This window comes from Acidobacteriota bacterium (genome assembly GCA_018001935.1).
Lineage (GTDB): Bacteria > Acidobacteriota > JAAYUB01 > JAAYUB01 > JAAYUB01 > JAGNHB01.
The window spans coordinates 26,808-45,554 of record JAGNHB010000027.1; the positions used below are offsets into that span (position 1 = coordinate 26,808).

Annotated in this window: 13 protein-coding genes and 1 riboswitch; of the genes, 10 read left to right on the top strand and 3 right to left on the bottom strand. The window is 67.0% G+C overall.

Features of this window, described 5'->3' with window-relative positions; genetic code table 11:
- Positions 1 to 83 precede the first annotated feature (83 nt).
- The 3 genes from serS to KA419_11615 are packed head-to-tail and all read left to right on the top strand — an operon-like array spanning position 84 to position 2,732.
- Positions 84 to 1,355, top strand: a complete 1,272-nt coding sequence (serS, locus tag KA419_11605; GenBank protein ID MBP7866585.1) for a serine--tRNA ligase — start codon at positions 84 to 86, stop codon at positions 1,353 to 1,355.
- A 24-nt stretch (positions 1,356 to 1,379) separates the two neighbouring features.
- Complete coding sequence (gene efp / locus KA419_11610; protein MBP7866586.1) at positions 1,380 to 1,937, top strand: elongation factor P; 558 nt, start codon at positions 1,380 to 1,382, stop codon at positions 1,935 to 1,937.
- Positions 1,938 to 1,970: 33 nt separating this feature from the next.
- A complete protein-coding gene (locus tag KA419_11615; protein ID MBP7866587.1) occupies positions 1,971 to 2,732 on the top strand; it encodes a glycosyltransferase in 762 nt (253 codons plus the stop codon).
- 87 nt (positions 2,733 to 2,819) lie between these two features.
- On the opposite strand, the gene KA419_11620 is transcribed toward KA419_11615, so the two are convergent.
- Entirely contained in the window at positions 2,820 to 3,533 is a 714-nt protein-coding gene (locus tag KA419_11620; protein ID MBP7866588.1) for a DUF2807 domain-containing protein, read from the bottom strand.
- 129 nt (positions 3,534 to 3,662) lie between these two features.
- Between KA419_11620 and KA419_11625 the strand changes: the two genes are divergently transcribed.
- Complete coding sequence (locus KA419_11625) at positions 3,663 to 6,572, top strand: PAS domain S-box protein (protein MBP7866589.1); 2,910 nt, start codon at positions 3,663 to 3,665, stop codon at positions 6,570 to 6,572.
- Positions 6,573 to 6,632: 60 nt separating this feature from the next.
- Here KA419_11625 and nadA read toward each other — a convergent pair whose 3' ends face one another.
- The gene (gene nadA / locus KA419_11630; GenBank protein ID MBP7866590.1) at positions 6,633 to 7,727 is read right to left on the bottom strand and encodes a quinolinate synthase NadA; all 1,095 of its coding nucleotides are present in this window, start codon (positions 7,725 to 7,727) and stop codon (positions 6,633 to 6,635) included.
- Between the two features lie 490 nt (positions 7,728 to 8,217).
- Between nadA and KA419_11635 the strand changes: the two genes are divergently transcribed.
- The 6 genes from KA419_11635 to KA419_11660 all read left to right on the top strand — a co-directional run bounded on the left by KA419_11635 (position 8,218) and on the right by KA419_11660 (position 16,866).
- The gene (locus KA419_11635) at positions 8,218 to 11,115 is read left to right on the top strand and encodes a diguanylate cyclase (protein ID MBP7866591.1); all 2,898 of its coding nucleotides are present in this window, start codon (positions 8,218 to 8,220) and stop codon (positions 11,113 to 11,115) included.
- Positions 11,116 to 11,268: a hypothetical protein gene (locus KA419_11640; protein ID MBP7866592.1), complete on the top strand. Its 153-nt coding sequence runs from the start codon at positions 11,116 to 11,118 to the stop codon at positions 11,266 to 11,268.
- A gap of 3 nt (positions 11,269 to 11,271) precedes the next feature.
- Positions 11,272 to 11,739, top strand: coding sequence for a hypothetical protein (locus KA419_11645; protein ID MBP7866593.1), 468 nt, complete (start codon positions 11,272 to 11,274; stop codon positions 11,737 to 11,739).
- Positions 11,740 to 11,793: 54 nt separating this feature from the next.
- On the top strand, positions 11,794 to 13,419 hold the full coding sequence (gene hflX, locus KA419_11650) for a GTPase HflX (protein ID MBP7866594.1): 1,626 nt from the start codon (positions 11,794 to 11,796) through the stop codon (positions 13,417 to 13,419).
- A complete protein-coding gene (locus tag KA419_11655; GenBank protein MBP7866595.1) occupies positions 13,416 to 14,534 on the top strand; it encodes an N-acetyltransferase in 1,119 nt (372 codons plus the stop codon). Before hflX ends, KA419_11655 begins: the two co-directional genes overlap by 4 nt.
- 170 nt (positions 14,535 to 14,704) lie before the next feature.
- Positions 14,705 to 14,827, top strand: a riboswitch (molybdenum cofactor riboswitch).
- A complete protein-coding gene (locus tag KA419_11660; GenBank protein MBP7866596.1) occupies positions 14,818 to 16,866 on the top strand; it encodes a TonB-dependent receptor in 2,049 nt (682 codons plus the stop codon). (Overlaps the previous riboswitch by 10 nt.)
- Positions 16,867 to 17,375: 509 nt before the next feature.
- On the opposite strand, the gene KA419_11665 is transcribed toward KA419_11660, so the two are convergent.
- Complete coding sequence (locus KA419_11665; GenBank protein ID MBP7866597.1) at positions 17,376 to 18,743, bottom strand: hypothetical protein; 1,368 nt, start codon at positions 18,741 to 18,743, stop codon at positions 17,376 to 17,378.
- Between the last annotated feature and the right edge of the window lie 4 nt (positions 18,744 to 18,747).

Genomic DNA, 18,747 nt, shown 5'->3' on the forward strand with positions numbered 1-18,747 from the left:
CGAAATTCCAACCAACAACATATTGTTTTTTCCGAAATTTTTTCTTAGAATGCATCTCCCCTCGGGGATGGAGAAAAGCGAATATGCTGGATATCAGGCTATTACGTGAAGACGCGGAACAGGTCCGCCGGAAAATGGCGCTGCGGGGCATCGAGATCGACCTCGCCCGGTTTGCCGAGCTCGACGAACGGCGGCGGAAGGCCGTCGCGGAGAGCGAGGAACTGCGGGCGCTGCGCAACCGGGTGTCCCAGGAGATCCCGAAACTCAAAAAGGAAGGGAAGGACGCCACGGCGGAGATCGCCCGGATGAAGCAGGTCGGCGACCGGATCACCGCCCTGGAGAAAGAACTCCCCGAGGTCGAAGCGGCCCTGGCCGACTTCCAGCTCCGAATCCCCAACCTCCCCGACGACACGGTCCCGGCCGGCACGTCCGCCGAGGACAACGCCGAGGTCCGCCGGCACGGGGAACCGCGGCGCTTCGACTTCCCCGTCCGCGACCACGTGGACCTCGGGAAGAACCTGGGCATCCTGGACATGGACCGGGCGGCCAAGATCACCGGCGCGCGCTTCGCCGTCTACCGCGGCTCAGGGGCCGCCCTGGAGCGGGCGCTCATCAGCTTCATGCTGGACGTCCACACCCGGGAGCACGGCTACACCGAGATCCTGCCGCCCTTCATGGTCAACGCGGCCTCGCTGACAGGCACGGGGAACCTCCCCAAGTTCGCCGAGGACCTCTTCCACCTCGAGAACTGGCCGTTTTACCTGATCCCCACGGCCGAGGTCCCCGTCACCAACCTCTACCGGGACGAGATCCTCGACGACGCCCTGCTGCCCATCCTCCACGTGGCGTTCACCCCCTGCTTCCGAAGCGAGGCGGGGTCCTACGGCAAGGACACCCGCGGCCTGATCCGGCAGCACCAGTTCAACAAGGTGGAACTGGTCAAGTTCACCCGCCCGGAGGAGTCCATGGAGCACCTGGAGTCCCTCACGGCGAACGCGGAGCGGATCCTCCAGCTTTTGGGTCTTCCCTACCGCGTGGTGACCCTGTGCACCGGGGACATGGGGTTCTCCTCGGCCAAGACCTACGACCTCGAGGTCTGGCTCCCCAGCCAGAACCGGTACGTGGAGATCTCCTCCTGCAGCAATTTCAAGGATTTCCAGGCCCGCCGGGCCAACATCCGCTACCGCCCGGGCAAGGACGCCAAGCCCCGCCTGGTGCACACCCTCAACGGCTCGGGCCTGGCCATCGGCCGAACCTGGACCGCCATCCTGGAGAACTTCCAGAACGCCGACGGCTCCGTGGAGGTCCCGCCGGCCCTCCGCCCGTACCTCCACGGGCTGGACACGATCCGATAACCCTCAAAGAGGTTCAACACGCCCATGATCAACGCAACCGAAATCCGCAAAGGCAACATCATCAAGATGGACGGCGAACTCTACCAGGTGGCCTCCTACCAGCACGTCACGCCGGGGAACCTCCGGGGCTTCGTCCAGACGAAGCTGCGGCACCTGGCCTCGGGCAACCTCAAGGACCACCGTTTCCGGTCCAGCGACCGCGTGGAGAAGGCCTTCCTGGACACCCAGGAGATGGCGTACCTCTACTCCGACGGCGAGGGCCACCACTTCATGAACAACGAGACCTACGAACAGATCTGTTTTTCCAGCGAGGTCCTGGGGGACAGCATCGAGTACATCAAGCCGGAGACCATCATCACCGTGGACTTCCACGACGGGAAGCCCGTGGGCATCGAGCTTCCCGCCACCGTGGAACTCAAGGTGGCGGAGACCACCCCGGGGATGAAGCACGCCACCGTCTCCAACGTCACCAAGCCGGCCACCCTGGAGACCGGTCTCATCGTGCAGGTGCCGCCCTTCATCGACGAGGGCGAGGTCATCCGGGTCAACACCGAGACGGGCGAATACCTGGGGAGGGTCTGAGCATCCCGGGCCCGGACGGACGGGGCGCAGCCCATGAAACCCAGCGTCGTCATCTCGATCCCCTGCTACAACGAAGAGCACGTCCTCGCGTCCAGCCTCGGCCGCGTCCACGCCCACTGCACGGACCGGCTCGGCGACTACGCGTGGACGCTGGTGATCGCCGACAACGCCTCCACCGACCGGACCCCCGAAATCGGCCGGCGGCTCGCCGGGGAACTTCCGGGGGTGGAGTACTTCCGCTCCGACCGCAAAGGCCGGGGGCAGGCGCTCCGGGCGTGCTGGACGTCGATTCCCGCCGACGTCCACGCCTACATGGACTCCGACCTGGCCACGGAACTCACGTTTTTAGGGCCCCTCCTGGACGCCGTCCGGGACGGGGCGGACGCCGCCATCGGGTGCCGGCTGACCGCCGGGGCCCGCGTCATCGGCCGCAGCCTCAGCCGGGAGATCTCCTCCCGCGGCTACAACCGGGTCCTGAAACTGTTCTTCCGCGTCCGGTTCCGCGACGCCCAGTGCGGGTTCAAGGCCGTGGGGCGGCGCGTCCTCGAGCGGGTGGTCCCCCGGACGCGGGACGATCACTGGTTCTTCGACTCGGAAATGCTGATCCTCTCGGAACGGATGGGGTTTATCATCCGGGAGGTCCCCGTGACGTGGGAGGAGCACATGCAGCGCGACACCCGGGTCAAGCTCTTCCGGGACATCTCCTTCTTCATCCGGCAGGTCCTGAAGCTGCGGCGCCGGCTGTGGTTCGACCCCGAAACCCGCTCGGCCGTCCGGTGCGCCCGCGAAGGCTGACATCCCCGGAACAAGCCCGGACCCCTCAAACCCCAAAGAACGCAAAGATGCGCAAAGACACGGAAAGAAAATCCGAACTCGTGGATTTCACCTGCGGTTGATGGAGGACGCCCCCGAGGTGTCGGACCGCTCGATGGAGGGGTCGCCGGTGTAGTCGAAACTGCTCGCCCCGCTGGCCTCGGCGTCGAGGCTCTTCACCACCTGCATCTCCCCGTGGCTGGCCCCGCTCAGTTCAACCCTCAGGCGGTCCACGGTGAAACCCCGCATGTCCAGGCGCGACGCCCCGCTCGCTTCCGCAACCAGGCTGCGGGCACTCCCGTTCAGCGCGACGGAGCTGGCGCCGCTCACCTCGATCTTGCCGTCCTCGGCCGCGACGGTCCCCTTCAGGGAGCTGGCCCCCGAGAGGGAGACCTGGATGTCCGGGACCTGCCACTCCCCTTCGAGCACCCCCTCGCAGGCGCCACTGAGGGTGAAGCTGCGAAGCTCGGGCATGACCACCAGGACCTCGGCGCCCAGGTTGGAATAGTTGTGCCCCGACTGCATGCCCACGTGCAGGACGTCGCCCCGTTTGTCCACTTCGAGGTAGGGGAGAAGGTTCTGCCGGATCCGCACCGTCACCTGGAAACGCTCGCCCTTCTTCACGACGACTTTCATGGCGTTCGAAACGTCGACCCCGGAGAACCCGGCGAGGGGGTACTCCTTGGCGACCACCGGCCCCTTGCCCTGGATCGCCACGAGTTCGCACCCGCTCAGCAACACCATGGCGAACAATACGATCCCGAGCAGCATCCCTTTCTTCATGTGACACCCCTGAACCAGAGTGGCGGGCTAAGCACGCCCGGTGATCAATAAAACGAACCCGACGGTAATTTTGTTCGCCCGCCTTGCACTTTTTTTCGAATCCCGCTATCATCCCCGGCCATGGACCGGATGCACCTCCTCACCGCCGACCTTTTCTCCCGCCACCTCGAGACGATCCGCGCCAACCCCGCCGTCCAGGCGTTCCTGGCGGGCCTGCTGCTCCTCCTGGCCGCCGCCGTCGCCCTGGCCGCCATCCGCACCCTCCGGCGCCGCCGGGAGACCCGGTCCCTGCGCGAGAGCGAGCACAGTTTCCGCGAGGCCTGGGACAAGGCGGTGGTCGGCATGTTCCGGTCCACCCCGGAGGGGCATTACCTGCGCATCAACGCCGCCCTGGCCCGGATCTGCGGTTACGAGACCGTCGAGGCCTTCCTGGAGGACCACGGGGAAGTCGGGCGGAAGCTCTACGTCGACTCGGGGCGCCCCGGGGAGTTCCGGCGGATCCTGGAGACGGAGGACGCCGTCATCCTTTTCGAATCCGAGATCCGGCGCCGGGACGGGAGCATCGCCTGGATTTCCGAGAATGCCCGCCCCGTCCGGGACGACAAGGGGAAGGTCCGCTTCTACGAGGGGACCGTGGTCGACATCACGGAGCGCAAGCAGGCCGAGCAGCGGCTCCGGAAGTCCCTCGAGGAGCTGAAGGCGACCCAGGACGAGTTCAAGCAGTCCCGGTCGCTCCACCGCGTCACCCTCGACGCCATGGAGGAGTGGATCCACCGCGTGGACACGAGCCTGACGATCCTGACGGCCAACGCCCCGCTCCGGAAGGTCGCCGGGGACCTCGGCCTCAACCCCGACCTCGTGGGCCTCAAGGTCATGGAAGCGTTCCCCTTCCTCGACCGAAAAGTCCGGGAGGAATACCGCTCGGTCATCGAGACGGGCCAGCCCGTGATGGACATGGACGAACTCGTCGTGAAGGGGAGGCGCTTCGTCATCGAGACCAAGAAAATCCCCGTTTTCGACCCCGACGGGACGATCTCCGGCGTCGTGACGGTGATGATGGACCTCACGCACAAGCGGGAAGCCGAGGAGGAACTCCGGGTCAGCCGCGACCTCCTGCACCTGGCCCTGGAAGCCTCGAAGGACGGCATCTGGGACTACGACGCCCTGACGGGGAAAGTCTACCTGAGCCCCCGCTGCTTCCGGATGCTCGGCTACGACCCCGACGCCCCCGAGCACACCGCGGACTTCTGGATCGGCCTGATCCACCCGGACGATTTCGATCTCCACGTCCGGAGCAAGCTCGGCCCCACCCCGTCCCACATCGAGGACTTCGAGGTGGAGATCCGCGTCATGGCGGCCACCGGGAGCTGGAAGTGGCTGCTCAACCGGGGCATGACCGTGGCCCGGGACGAGCGGGGGAACTCCATCCGCCTCGTGGGGACCCTGACGGACATCACCGACCGCAAGCTCCTGGAGCGGGCCCTGCGCATCACCCAGGTCTCGGTGGACATGGCGGCCGAGCTCATCCTCTGGATGGACCCCGGCGGCAGCCTGACCTACGTGAACGACACGGCCTGCGAGACCCTGGGCCTGATGCGAGAGGAACTCATGGCCCGGTCCCTCTTCGACATCGACCTGGAACTGACCCCCGGCCAGTGGCCCGGCCTCCGCGACCGGGTCGGGGAGAGCGGGGTCGTCGTCCGGGAGACCACCTTCCTGAAGCGGGGGAGCGAACCGCTCCCCGTGGAGGTCAACCTGACGCTGCTCCGGTACGAAACCAAGGAGCTCTACTGCGTCTTCGCCCGCGACACGTCGGAGCGGAAGAAGGCGGAGGACGAACAGCGCAAGCTGGAGGATCAGGTCCGCCACGCCCAGAAGATGGAGAGCCTCGGCGTCCTGGCCGGCGGTATCGCCCACGACTTCAACAACCTCCTGACGGGCATCCTGGGCAACGCCGAACTCGCCCTGCTCGAACTGGGCGGGGAAGAGCCCGCCCGGGATTACCTCGTCCAGATCGAGAAGATCACCCGGCACGCCTCGGAACTGACCCGCCAGATGCTGGCCTACTCGGGGAAAGGCCACTTCGTCGTCCACTCCCTGAACCTCACGACGCTGGTCCAGGACATGGCCAACCTCCTCGCCGTCTCCATCCCCAAGAAGTGCAACCTGCACTACGGCTTCGCCGGGGACATCCCGCCCATCGAAGCCGATGCCGCGCAACTCCGGCAGGTCGTCATGAACCTGATCCTCAACGCCGCCGACGCCATCGGGGACCAGGTGGGCGTCATCGTCGTCTCCACCGGGCGGATGTTCTGTGACCGGTCGTGGCTCGAGGCCTGCCAGTTTTATGCCGCCGCCGAACCGGGGGAGTACGCTTTCCTCGAGGTTTCGGACACGGGGTGCGGGATGGACGAGGAAACGCTCCAGCGGATCTTCGACCCCTTCTTCACCACCAAGTTCACCGGCCGGGGGCTGGGGCTGGCCGCCGTTCTGGGGATCATGCGCGGGCACAAGGGGGCGATCCGCATCCGGACGGTCCACGGCGAGGGGACGCGGTTCACGGTGCTGTTCCCTGCGGGCCGCCCCGCCCGGCCGGAGGGTGCGGCCGAGGCGGAACCGGCCGCCCTGAGGGCCCCCCGGTCGGGTCGGGTCCTCCTGGTGGACGACGAGGACTCCATCCGGGAATTCGCAGCCCGGATGCTGGCCGCCCAGGGTTTCGAGGTCGTCTGTGCCTCGAACGGCCTCGAGGCCCTGAAGACGTTCCGCGAGGGCCCGGACCGGTTCTCCCTCGTGCTCCTGGACCTCACCATGCCGCTGATGGGCGGCGAGGAGACGCTGCGGGAGATCCGCCAGACACGCACCGACGTCCCCGTGATCCTCTTCAGCGGCTACAGTGTCCAGGAAGCCTCCGAGCGGCTCTCGCAGCTCGGGGCGGACGGCTTCCTCCAGAAGCCCTTCATCCTCCGGGAACTGCTCGCCGCCATCGACCACGCCACCGGGCGCCTGTCCTCCGGCCCGGGGGAGTCGACGGCACACTGAAAGAGAGGCGTTCGTCCGTCACGTCCCGGCGCACCCCGAACCGGCGCCGATCCGGGTGCCCTAGGCTTCCGATTCGAAGGCCTGGATCTCCATCATCCGGATGACGGCGTTCATCGCCCCCGACAGGACGTCGGGGTGCAGGGTGACCCGGTTCACCTCGCGGCCCGCGACGAGGTTGTCGAGCACCCAGAGCAGGCGGGCGGCCTCGTTCCGGATCATCACGCTGCACAGGCACCCCTGGTTGACGAGGGGAAGGACCTGGCGGTCCTTGAACCGCGCCGCGAGGCGGTTGACCAGGTTGCGGTGGGCGCCGACGCCCCACCGACTGCCGGGAGCGGCGTTCTCCACGGTCCGGGTGATGTGCGCCGAGGCGCCCACCTCGTCGGCGAGGGCGACGACCTCCGGCGGGGACGACGGATGCACCAGAATCCGGATCCCGGGGTCCCTCTGCCGGAGTTTCCTCACGTGCTCCGGTTTGAACTGGCTGTGGGCCGCGCAGGTCTGACCCCAGAGAATCACCCGGGCCTTTCGCAGAAGGGCCGGGGCGTTGCCGCCGAGGGGCTGCCCCGGCTTCCAGTCGACGATCTCGTCCGCCAGGACGTCGGAGCGCCGGGCGGCGTTGTAACCGAGGTTGCGGTCCGGGGTGAAGAGCACCCGCCCTCTGCCCAGGGCCCAGCGGAGGACGGCCCCCGCGTTGCCGGGCGTGCAGAGCGCCCCGCCGGCCTCTCCCGCCCGGGCCGTGACCCCGATGGCGGCGTGATCGGTCACCACCGGGACGACGGGGGAAGTGCCGGCCCGCTTCAGTTCACCGACGATGCCGTCGTAATCCTTCGGGACCTGGGAAGCCACCATGGAACAGACCCCGCCTTCGTCCACCAGGAGCAGCTTCTGGCGGCTGTCCCGGAGGATGTCCATCATCTCGGCGAGGGGGCGGTTTCCGCAGAGCACCAGGTAATCGGCCTCCCGGAGGGACGCGACCCGGGCCAGCAGTTCGGTGGAACTGCCGAGGAAGTCCGCCTGGCGGGCGACGTCGTCCCGCTGGAAATGGTGGACCAGGACGACCGCCCGGGGCCCCAGCTTCAACCGGGCCTCCCGGATCCGGGAACTCACGTCGTCGGTCGAGAGCTGGAGATAGGAGGAGGGGATTTTTTCCATGCGTCACCTCTTTCGCCTGCGAGGGTGAGGCTCTGGCCTGAAGCCCCGCGATCATGAGTCGTTGCCCGTCAATCCGTGCCGTTCAACCACCCGGGGCCCCATGCAAAACCGCCGGGGCCATTGTACCACCCTTGACGTTGCCGCAAAAAGTCGATTCAGCCACAAAGAACGTAGAGAACGCAAAGAAAGAAATCTGCAATACATTGAAACAAAGAATTCTTATGATTCTTCTCCGTGCCTCTGTGAGATTAAAATCCGGACTTTTTTCGAGATCATCATGGTTTAAGAGGTCCGAACTTGTTGCGGGGACGTCACCCTGGACGGCCTCGGAAAAACCGAAATTCGACGGGGCCGAGGGATTCGCACCGTTCGCAGAAAACAGGGGGTTCCCGTGTCTTTGCGATACCGTCGGGCTTGCAATGCCTTGATTTGCGGGTATAATGCCGTCGAACGCGGCGCGCGCCGGGAACACCCCCGCCAGGACGGCACGATGAGACGGACCGGTCTTCAACTACTTTTTCTTCTCCTTTTCGCGGGGGCGACCTGCGCCCAGATCCTCCCCTTTCGCCGTTTCACGCCCGAGAACGGGCTGGCGTCCTCCCGCGTCTGGAGCCTGTACCAGGATCGTTCGGGCTACCTGTGGGCCGGTTGCTCCGGCGGGCTCTCCCGGTTCAACGGGACCCTGTTCCGCAACTTCGACCGTGAGCGCGGTGTCGTGCAGAACACGGCCTTCGCCCTTGGCGAGGATGGCTCCGGCCAACTCTGGGCCGGGACGTACCGGGGCCCCTGCGTGTACCGCCCCGAGGACGGCCGGTTCGCCTCCACCATCGACACGGCCAGCCCCGTCATCGGTTTCACCGGGATGGGGAACGACTTCTTCTGCCTGACCGCCGACGGGAGGCTGGGCAGGCTGACGTCGAAACGGTCCTGGACACTCACGCCGCTGCCCCCGTCCGACGCGGGTTTCTCGGCGCTGGCGTCGGACGGCCGCTCTCTGTACGTCGGGGCGGGCGGCAACCTTCTGAAGGTCTCCCCCGCACCCGGCAGTGAACCGGTCCAGTCCGTGCCCGCCGGGGCCGTCATCAACGCGGTCCTCCCCTCGCCGGGGGAGCGGTGCTGCTGGGTGGCCACGGACAATGGCCTCTACCGGTTGGCCGAGGGTTCTACGGTTTTCGAGGGCCCCTACCCCGGCACCGGAAACGAGCGCCTGCTGTGCCTCTGCGCCGGCCTCGACGGCGCGCTCTGGGTCGGCGGGCCCCGTGGCGTAGGGTACGCTTCCGGGGGGACGGTCGGGTGGTACGGCACCCGGTCGGGCCTGGGCGGCACCCCGGTGACGAAGGTCCTCGTGGACCGGGAAGGGCTCCTCTGGATCGGCACCATGAACGGGATCAGCCGCCTCGAGAACCGCCTGATCGAGACCTTCGACGAAAACTCGGGCCTCCCGGGAACCAGCACGGCCGCCGTGGTCTGGGACCCCCGGTCCGGCCGCACCTGGATCAGCACCAACGCCGGCCTCTTCGTTCGGAACGGCGACCGCTTCGAGGCCGTCACCGCCGCCGGCGCCTTTTTCAGCCGGTTCCTCGCCTGGACGGTGCTCCCCCGCCCGGACGGCTCGGTGTGGGTGGGAACGGACGGGGGAGGCATCGCCATCCTCCAGGGGGGAAAGGCCACCTACCTGACCCGGGCGAACGGCCTCCCGGGAGACGGCGTGTCCGACCTCTGCGAGGACGGTTCCGGTGTGGTCTGGGCCGCGTGCCGGCAAGGCCTGGCACGCATCGAGGGCGGCCGGGTCACGGCCTTCAACCGGGCCGGGGGATTGCCGGCCGATCACGTGCGGTGCATCCTGCCGTTGCCGGACGGACGCGGAGTGCTCCTGGGGACCGTCGGCGGCGGCCTGGTCCGCTTCGACGGGACCACCTTCCAGCGAATCGTTCTCCCCTGGAAAACGGACATCCTGGGCATCTACGACCTCCTCCGCGCGGACGGGCGGCTCTGGATCGCCGCTGACGAAGGCCTCTTCGCCCTCGACGACGCCGGCCGGCTCTCCCACTGGGACACCGGCGACGGCCTGCCCGACAGCAGTTGCGTCGTCCTGCTGGAATCCGGCCCCGGGCTCCTCTGGGTCGGGACGGACGGGGGGGCCGCCCTCTTCGACACGTCCCTGGGCCGCGTCGTCAGGACCCTGACGGCCGGCGACGGGCTCCCGGGCAGCGAGTTCACCACCCACAACTGCGGTTGCCGGACCGACGACGGGAGCTTCTGGTTCGGCCTTGTCGGGGGGGTGTGCCGGATCGACCCTTCGGTCGCCACGGCCGCCGTCCCGACCACCGCGCCGCCCCTGGCCTGCCTGGACAGCCTCTTCCTGACCCTGAGGGGGGGAGCGGTTCAACGGGTGGGGCTGGCGCCCGGCGCCGTCCTCCCGGACGACACCCGGACGATCCGCTTCGAGTTCGACGTCCTGAAGTTCCTGAGCCCGGAAAGTGTCACCGCCTTCGTGAAGCTCGAGGGGTACGACGAGGAGTTCGTTCCGCTGGGGCAAAGCCGGGTGAAGGAGTACACCAACCTGCCGTCCGGCAACTACGCTTTCGTCATCCGCCTCGCCGAGCGCGGCCGGCCTCCCGTCGACAAAAAGCTGGCCACCTTCCGCGTGGCGCCCGCGATCTGGCAAAATCCCCTGTTCTACTGCCTGGCGGCGGTGGTCCTGGCCCTCGTTGTCCACTTCGGTTTCCGTTTGCGTTACCGGGCCATCGAGCGGGAGAAGGAGAAGCTGGAGCAGACGGTCAACCAGGCCACCCGGGAACTGGAGAAGAAGAACACGCTGCTGAAGCACCTGGCCGTCACCGACGAACTGACCGGCCTCTACAACCGCCGGTTCTTCCTGAAAGCCCTCCAGCAGGAAGTCCGGCGCCAGGCCCGCGCGATGCCGGGGACCGAGATGTCCGTGCTGATGGTGGACGTGGACCATTTCAAGCGGATCAACGACAATTTCGGCCACGAGGTCGGGGACTGGGTCCTCCAGCACGTGGCCCGGTGCCTCCGGTCATCGGTCCGCGTCACCGACATTCCCGCCCGCTTCGGCGGGGAGGAGTTCATCATCCTCCTGCCCCAGACCGGCAAGGAGGGCGCCCGCCGCGTCGGGGAGAAGATCCGCCTCCTCCTCCTGGCGTACCCGGCGGAACGGAACAACATCCGCATCCCCTGCTCCGTCAGCATCGGGGTCGCCGCGCTCGGCAGCCCCCTCGATTACACCGACGGGCTCGTCCCCGAGATCATCCGCCGGGCCGACGCCATGCTCTACCGGGCCAAGGCCGAGGGCCGGAACCGCGTGGTGGTTGAAGGCACCCGGTCCCCCCTGCAGACCCTGGAAATCAAGAAGGAAATTCTCTGAATGCCCGTCGATCTGGTGCCCTTCCGTCAGCCCGCCGTCCCCGACGGCCCGGGCGCCGGGGTGGGCCGCCTCCGGCCGTTGTTCCGGCTCTCCCCGGCCCCCGTGGCGGTTGAATTCCTCCCGGACCGGGGCTATAATCCGCCCTCGAGGTGAAAAGTGGACTGCAGGATTTGCAAGCACTGGTACGACGGCAACCTCCTGTCACAGACGAAGGAAAACGTGTCTTACGGCTGCCGGGTCTTCGGGGAAGGCGTCCTTCGGGAAGACGCGGAATCGTGCGACCGGTATGCCGCCTGCGAGGAGCCCTTCCTCCCCTGCCGCACCTGCGGGACGCCCGTCCCGCGGGTGTGCATGCTCTTCGGGGAGTGCGTCAACTGCACCGACTCCGACTGGAAGTGCCTCGAAGCGTGCGGCGGCGGCAGGTGGCAGTCCTTCTGCACCCACTGGAACCGTCTGAAGCTGGAGGGCAAGGCCGTCGCCGTGGATGGCAAGGCCTACGAGGTGTTCGCGGGCCGGGAGGATCAGCCCCCCCCTCCCCGGCCTGAAACCGGCATCAAGTCCCTCTACGAGGCCCATCTCCGCCGCCGGCGCGAGGCGTCGCGCAAGCGGCCCGGCCGGAGGTGAGCCATTTCGCGCCTCCACGGCCGCACCGACGGCTTGAAGCCCCACCAGACCCGGATGCTGGAGAAGCTCCACCAGCGGCGGGTCCCCCCCCACGCCCTCCTCACGCCCGAACTGGCCGCCCGGCTGGTCGAGGTGTCCGCGGAGATGAACCGCCAGGTCGGCCTCCTGCTGAACCGGGCGGGGAGCGTTGAGTACGTGGTGGTGGGGGATGCCCACCGCATCGAACTCCCCGACTTCAAGCGCTTCCGCACGGGCTTCCGGCGGTTCCGCGGCCTCCGGTGCGTCCACACCCACCTGGACGGCACGGGGCTCTCCCAGGAGGACCTCACCGACCTCGCCCTCCTGCGCCTCGACACCATGAGCGTCCTGGAGATCGACGAGGGCGGAACGCCCGGCCTGCTCCACACGGCCCACGTCAAGCCCGCCGCCGGTCCCGGGGGCGAACAGCGGCCCGGCGACTTCTGGGCCCAGCTGCCGTCGGTCCCGGTGTACCGCCTCGACCTGGACTTCCCGGCCTTTATCCGGGACCTCGAGGCGGAGTTCACCCGCTCCGCCCCCGGGGGCCGGGAAGGCGCCGCGACCGAACGGGCCATCCTCGTCGGCGTCACCACCGGGGGCCTGGAGGCGGAGCGGTCCCGGCTCGACGAACTCCGGGAGCTGGCCCGCACCGCCGACGCCGAGGTCCTGGACGTGCTCGTCCAGCGTCGCCCGAGGCTGGACCCGCGGCACGTCATGGGCGAGGGCAAGTTGCGGGAGATCATCATCCGCGGCATGCAGCTCGGCGCCGGCATGCTCATCTTCAACCGGAACCTCTCCCCCACCCAGGCCCGCGCCATCTGCCGCGAGACGGACATGAAGGTCATCGACCGGACCCAGCTCATCCTCGACATCTTCGCCCGCCGCGCCCGGTCCCAGGAGGGGAAGATCCAGGTGGAGCTGGCCCAGTTCAAGTACCTCTTCCCCCGCCTCGCGGAGGCCGACGACTCGCTGTCGCGCCTCACCGGCGGGATCGGGGGCCGCGGTCCCGGCGAGACGGTCCTCGAGGTGGGCAAGCGCCGCATCCGGGACCGGATCGCCTTCCTGGAGGAGAAGATGGAGGGGATCCGCAAGGCCCGTGCCCAGCGCCGCCGCCGCCGGAGCCGTCGGGCCGTCCCCGTGGTCTCCATCGTGGGGTACACGAACGCGGGCAAATCGACCCTCTTCAACCGGCTGGCCCGGGCCGACGCCCTGGCCGAGGACAAGCTCTTTGCCACCCTGGACCCCCTCACCCGCCAACTCCGCTTCCCGGGCGGAGCGGAGGCGATCCTGGCCGACACCGTGGGCTTCATCCGCGACCTCCCCCGGGAGCTGTTGGAGGCGTTCAAGGCCACCCTCGAGGAGATCGAGGAGGCAGACCTCATCGTCCACCTGGCCGACGCCGCGGCGCCCGACCGCGACATCCAGGTGCGCGCCGTGGAGGACCTGCTGCGGCAGCTGGACCTCGACGAGATCCCCCGCCTGTCGGTCTGGAACAAGGCCGACCTTCTCCCGGCACCCGAGCGGGATTTCCTGGCGCGCCGGGGCATCGTCCTCTCCGCCCTCACGGGGGAAGGGGTGGACAACCTTCTCCTTCGGTTGCGGGAAGCCCTGTTCACCGTACCCGGGTCCGCCCTGCCGAACCCGCTGGAGGTCTACTCATGAGCCGTGTCGCTGTCCGCCCCGTCCGCTCCCGGAAGGACCTGGCGGAATTCGTCCGCTTCCCCTACCGGAAGTACCACGGCCACCCGTTCTGGGTCCCCCCGCCCCTCATGGACCGCAAGGCGCTCCTGAACCGCGACCGTCACCCCTTCTACCTCAAGGCCGAGGCGGAGTTCTTCCTCGCGGAGGGACCGGGGGGGACGCGGGGGTGCGTCGCCGCGATCCACAACCACGCCCACGAGGAGTACCACGGCGACAAGAGCGGTTTCTTCGGCTTCTTCGAAACGGACGACCACCCGGACACGGCCGCCGCCCTCCTCGACGCCGCCGCGAACTGGTGCGCCGCCCGCGGGCTCGTCCGCATCCAGGGGCCCATGAACCCTTCCACGAACTACGAGTGCGCCCTCCTCGTGGACGGTTTCGACCGACCGCCCGTCCTCATGATGCCCTACAACCCGCCCTGCTACGCCGACCACGTGGAGGCCGCCGGTTTCGACAAGGCCCGCGACCTGCTGGCCTACAACCTGGAGGCGAAGGACATGCCGATGGAACGAATCCGGCACCTCGCCGACCGGGTGGAGAGCAAGGAGAACGTCCGCAACCGGCCCATCCGCATGAACAAGCTGGACGAGGAACTGGAGCGGGTCTTCGCCGTTTACAACGACGCCTGGAGCCGGAACTGGGGTTTCGTCCCCATGTCCCGCGAGGAGCTTTCCGCCATGGCGGAGAGCCTGAAGTGGGTCTGCGATCCCCGGATCATCTTCATCACGGAGCGGGAAGGCGAGGCCGTGGGTTTCATCTTCGCCATGCCCGACCTGAACCGGATCTTCAAGGACCTGGGCGGACGCTTGCTCCCCTTCGGCTGGGTCCGCCTCCTGGCCGGGCGCCGCCGGGTGGGTTTCATGCGCGTGCTGGCCATGGGCCTGCGCAAGGACTACCAGAACCTCGGCTACACGGCCCTCCTCTACCGTGACATCGTCCGGTACGGGGGGGAAGCCGGCTACCCCCACGGCGAGATCGGCTGGGTGCTGGAGGACAACGTGATGATGAACCGCGCCGCCGTCATGCTGGGCGCCCGGGTTTCCAAGCGCTACCGGATCTACGCGAGGAACCTGTGAGACGGTGAGGCGGCGAGGCGCAGACCGCCGCTTTTCCGGGCAAGGACGAAAGGACCAAAGGGACCAAAGGGACTGAAAGGACAGCCGCCCCCTCAGGCTTCCGTCGAAGGGGATGCCGACGTTCGCTTCCCCTTGAAAAAAAGATTGCATTGAAGTTGCGTGAAATGCTATCGTTCGCGTTTCTCCGAGCCTTCGCGTGCTACAGCGCCCCGCGCCACGCCGGAAGGCCGACAGGGCACGGCGGGAAACGGCCGTACCTTCCACCTTCGAAAAGGAGAACGTCATGGTTCACTCTGTCTTCGCTTCACCCCTCGCCAGCCTCCCCCCCCGTTCCGGGGCCCTTTCCCTCCGACCGCCGGGCGCGGTCCGCCGGTGCCGCGGCACCCGGGCACGGGCCGTCCTGACGCTGCTCCTGGGGGCCCTTTTCCTGGCCGTTGCCCTGGCACAGGGCGAACAGGAAAAAAAGAAGGGCGACGGCAGGGACACGGAAAAGAAAGCCCCGGCGGAGATTACCGAGGCCATCACGGTCTCCTCGGAGACCCCGAAGGAGATGCCGGTGGCCACCGTGTCCGTGCTCCTCCCGGACAAGATCGAGGCCGCCGACGCCCGCGACCTGGCGGAGGTCCTCAGCTACACGTCCGGGACCTACGTGTCCGTGGGCAGCAAGGACGAGTGGCGCATCAAGATCCGCGGGCTGGACACCGGCCGCACCACCCTGCTCTACGACGGGATCCCCGTTTACGAGCCCTACTTCAACTCCTACGACCTGAAGACCTTCATGGCGTCCGACATCGAACGGATCCAGGTGATCAAGGGCGCGTCCTCGGTCCTGTACGGCCCCAACACCCTGGGCGGCATCATCGAACTGATCACCCGCCGCCCCGACCGCCCCTCCTTCTCCGCCGAGCTGACCCGCGGCGAGAACGAGACCGCCCGCATCAACGCCTACGGCAACATCAACCTCGGGAAGTTCATCTTCCTTCTCGGCGGGGACGTGGAGAAATCCGACGGCTTCTGCTACCGGGCCGGCGACCGCACCACCCTCCGGGCCAACAGCGATTACGAGCGGAACAACATCCTCGGGAAGGTCTACTACTACCCCCGCCCCGACATCGAACTGCTGGGGGAGTTCAGCTGGTTCAACACCAACTACGGCATCCCGTGGGCGCTGGAGGTCCAGAAGGCCAACTACTGGCGTTTCGCCGACTGGGACCGCTGCACCGTCAGCTTCGGCGGCACCACGCCCAGCTTCAACGACGGGTTCCTCAAGTTCCGGGCCTTCTACGTGAGTTACTACAATGTCCTGGACGCCTACAAGAACGCCTCCCTCACCACCCGCCAGTGGCGGTCCACCTACGACAACTATTCCTGGGGCTTCTTCGTCCTGAACACCACGCCCTTCGGGAGCAGGCACGAACTCCGCACCAGCGTCAACTTCCACACCGACAAGGTCCGGCAGCAGTCCGACCTGGGGAAACCGTGGGAGGTCTTCACCCAGGACGTCCTCTCCGTGGGCGCGGAGGACTACATCCGCCTGAACTCCCGGTGGGGGCTCCAGGTGGGCGCCAGCGTCGACTACCTGATGAAGGAGGAGGGCGAGGGCAACAACAAGGCCCGGATCAACCCCCTGGTGGCCCTCAAGTACAACCCCACCGAGGACATCGACCTCCGCCTGACCCTGTCCCGGAAGTCCCGCTTCCCCAGCATGAAAAACCTGTACGGCTCCACCGGCGGCAACCCCGACCTCCGGGACGAGACCGGCGCCAACGTCGAGTTCGGCGCCGCCTGGCGGGGCCCCGTGCGACTCGCGGGAGCCGTCTTCTACAACCGGCTGAAGGACCTCATCGAGCGCAAGAACCTCTCCGACGGGACCTACATCAACATCAACATCAGCCAGGCCTCCATCGCCGGTTTCGAGGCCGAGGCCTCCCGGTCCTGGGAGTGGGTCGACCTGAGCGCGAACTACACCTTCCTGCAGGCGGAGAACCTGAGCGCCGGCGTCCCGCTGGACCTGACCCCCAAAAACCAGTTCAACGCCTTCCTGACCCTGCACCCGAAAGACTGGTTCCGTTTCAGTTTCTGGGGGATCGCCGCCTCCTCCGCCCGCTACACCGCCTCCAACGGGTCCGTCGTCCGGGTCCCCGGGTACGCGGTCTTCAACGCCTCGCTGGAGCGGAAGCTGGGGCTGGGACTGGGGCTCATCTGCAAGCTCGAGAACGTGTTCAACAAGGCCTACGTCACGGAACCGGGCTTCCCCATGCGGGCCCGCACCTTCACCGCCGGCATCCGGTTCAACTGGGACGCCGCGCCCCCGACCGCGCCGGGGGAGTAGGCGCTTTAGCGGCTGCGTTCTTACCAACATGTTATCGATACCGGTTGCCTTCCGAGGCCACTGTTGCCGGGCGAAGTCCCGGGAAGAGCGCAGTGCCTTCCAGATGCGGTCTTTGTCAAAATGAGCATGCAAGTTGTCAAATCTGATGCGTTCGCAAAAAGTCCTTTTCTCTCAAAGAGGCACGGAGGCACAGAGAAATACAAATCGTATTTAATAGAATCAACAGTCCTTACGATTCTTCTCCGTGCCTCTGTGCCTCTGTGAGATCACAACCAGGACTTTTTGCGAACCCGTCAAATCTCGCAAGTTCATTGGGATCGATCTTTCGAAACGTCGGCCGAGAGTGGAAGTTGCGGCCGACAGGGTCTTTCTTTGCGGTCTTGGCGCCTTGGCGAGAATCGATCCGGATCCGGATCTCGCCAAGGCGCCAAGCTCGCGAAGAAAAACGGTCGTTTTGGCCCTTTCGTCCTTCCGGGCCTACCCTTTCCCGCGAGCGAGCGTCCCGCCCCTCACCGGGCGTCGATCACGAAGGTGGGCACGATGCTGCCCCCCTGGGAGACATTGGTGATCTCGGCCGAACTGATCCGGCTCAGGACGGCGGAGTACCCGCCCGGGAAGTGGAAGGGGTCGGTGTCCTCATAGAACTCCACGAGCGGGAACCCTTTTTCCAGAAGGGGGTAACACTCCCGGGTGATCCCGACTCTCTGCTGGACCACGTACTCGCCCGCCAAGGCCTCCCGCAAGGCCTTTTCCCAGGCGGAGCCGTCGAGGTTCCATCCCAGGAACACCCCGCTCCCGCCCGCCGCGTGGGCCGGCTTGAGGACCAGGTCGTCCTTGTTCGCCTGCACGTACTCCAGCAGGTCGACGGTTTTGCCGTCCGGGCCCGAGGAGCGCCCGTCCCGCAGGATCCGGCCCCAGGGGATGTGTTCGCGGATGGCCGAGACCTCTTCCCGCGTGAAACCGAAGTCGTGGCGGTCGTCCGTCAGGAGGGCGAAGAGGTACTTGTGACTCAGGAGTTCGCTCCGGAACGGGTTCACGAGGCAGATCGCCCGCTGCCTGACCGCCTGGAGGAGGGGGGCGATTTCCTCGGCGCGCTCCAGGCAGTCGTCGGTATGCATCAACCGGTAGACGAGGTCAATGGCCCTTCCCTTCACCCGGAGTTTCCCCCGTGAAAAGTCCAGGTCCCCGGGGTGGGCCAGCACGGCCTCGAACCCCATTTTCTTCAGGTAGCGGGCGTTGAGGTGGGCGAAGCGGTCCTGGACCCCTCCCGCGAAACTCAGCATGCACATCCGGGGAGTCCCGGCGCCTCCCCAGGCCTGCCAGGCGTGGACGAAGGTCTGGACCATCCCGACCTGGATCAGGTTCGGCCACACCTCGTATCGCGTCTCGAAGGCCTTGTAGAAATCGAGACGCTGGAACAGCGGGACCAGTCCGTCGTTGCCGACGCTTCCCATGGGGATGTCGCCGTTCAGTTCCACGAACCGGATCCCCTCGCCGGTGGTGAAGGAGTCGAAGCGAAGGATCGACCGGATTTCGGGGGTCTTCGGCTCCAGCGCGAGGATGGTCCCGATCCACTCGTTGAAACCCCCGAGGTAGTCCGCGTGGAGCTTCTGGTCCGCCAGAACGGCATCGCGCACTTTCCGGACCGCCCGCGAAAGCACGGAGACGGCCTGGTGCTCCCGCCGCATCTCCCCGACGGTGACGAAACGAGGCCTGCCGACCATGCAGAAGGGCCGCACCCCGATGGTAAGCCCCCGGTGCTTCTGCTTCCGGAGGAGGTGGTCGATGACGGCATCCGCCCCAGGAGAAGCGGACAACAGGTCGTTCCAGCAACGGACGGCCTCCTCTCGCAATACCGGCTTTCGGGTTTCTTTCATGTTT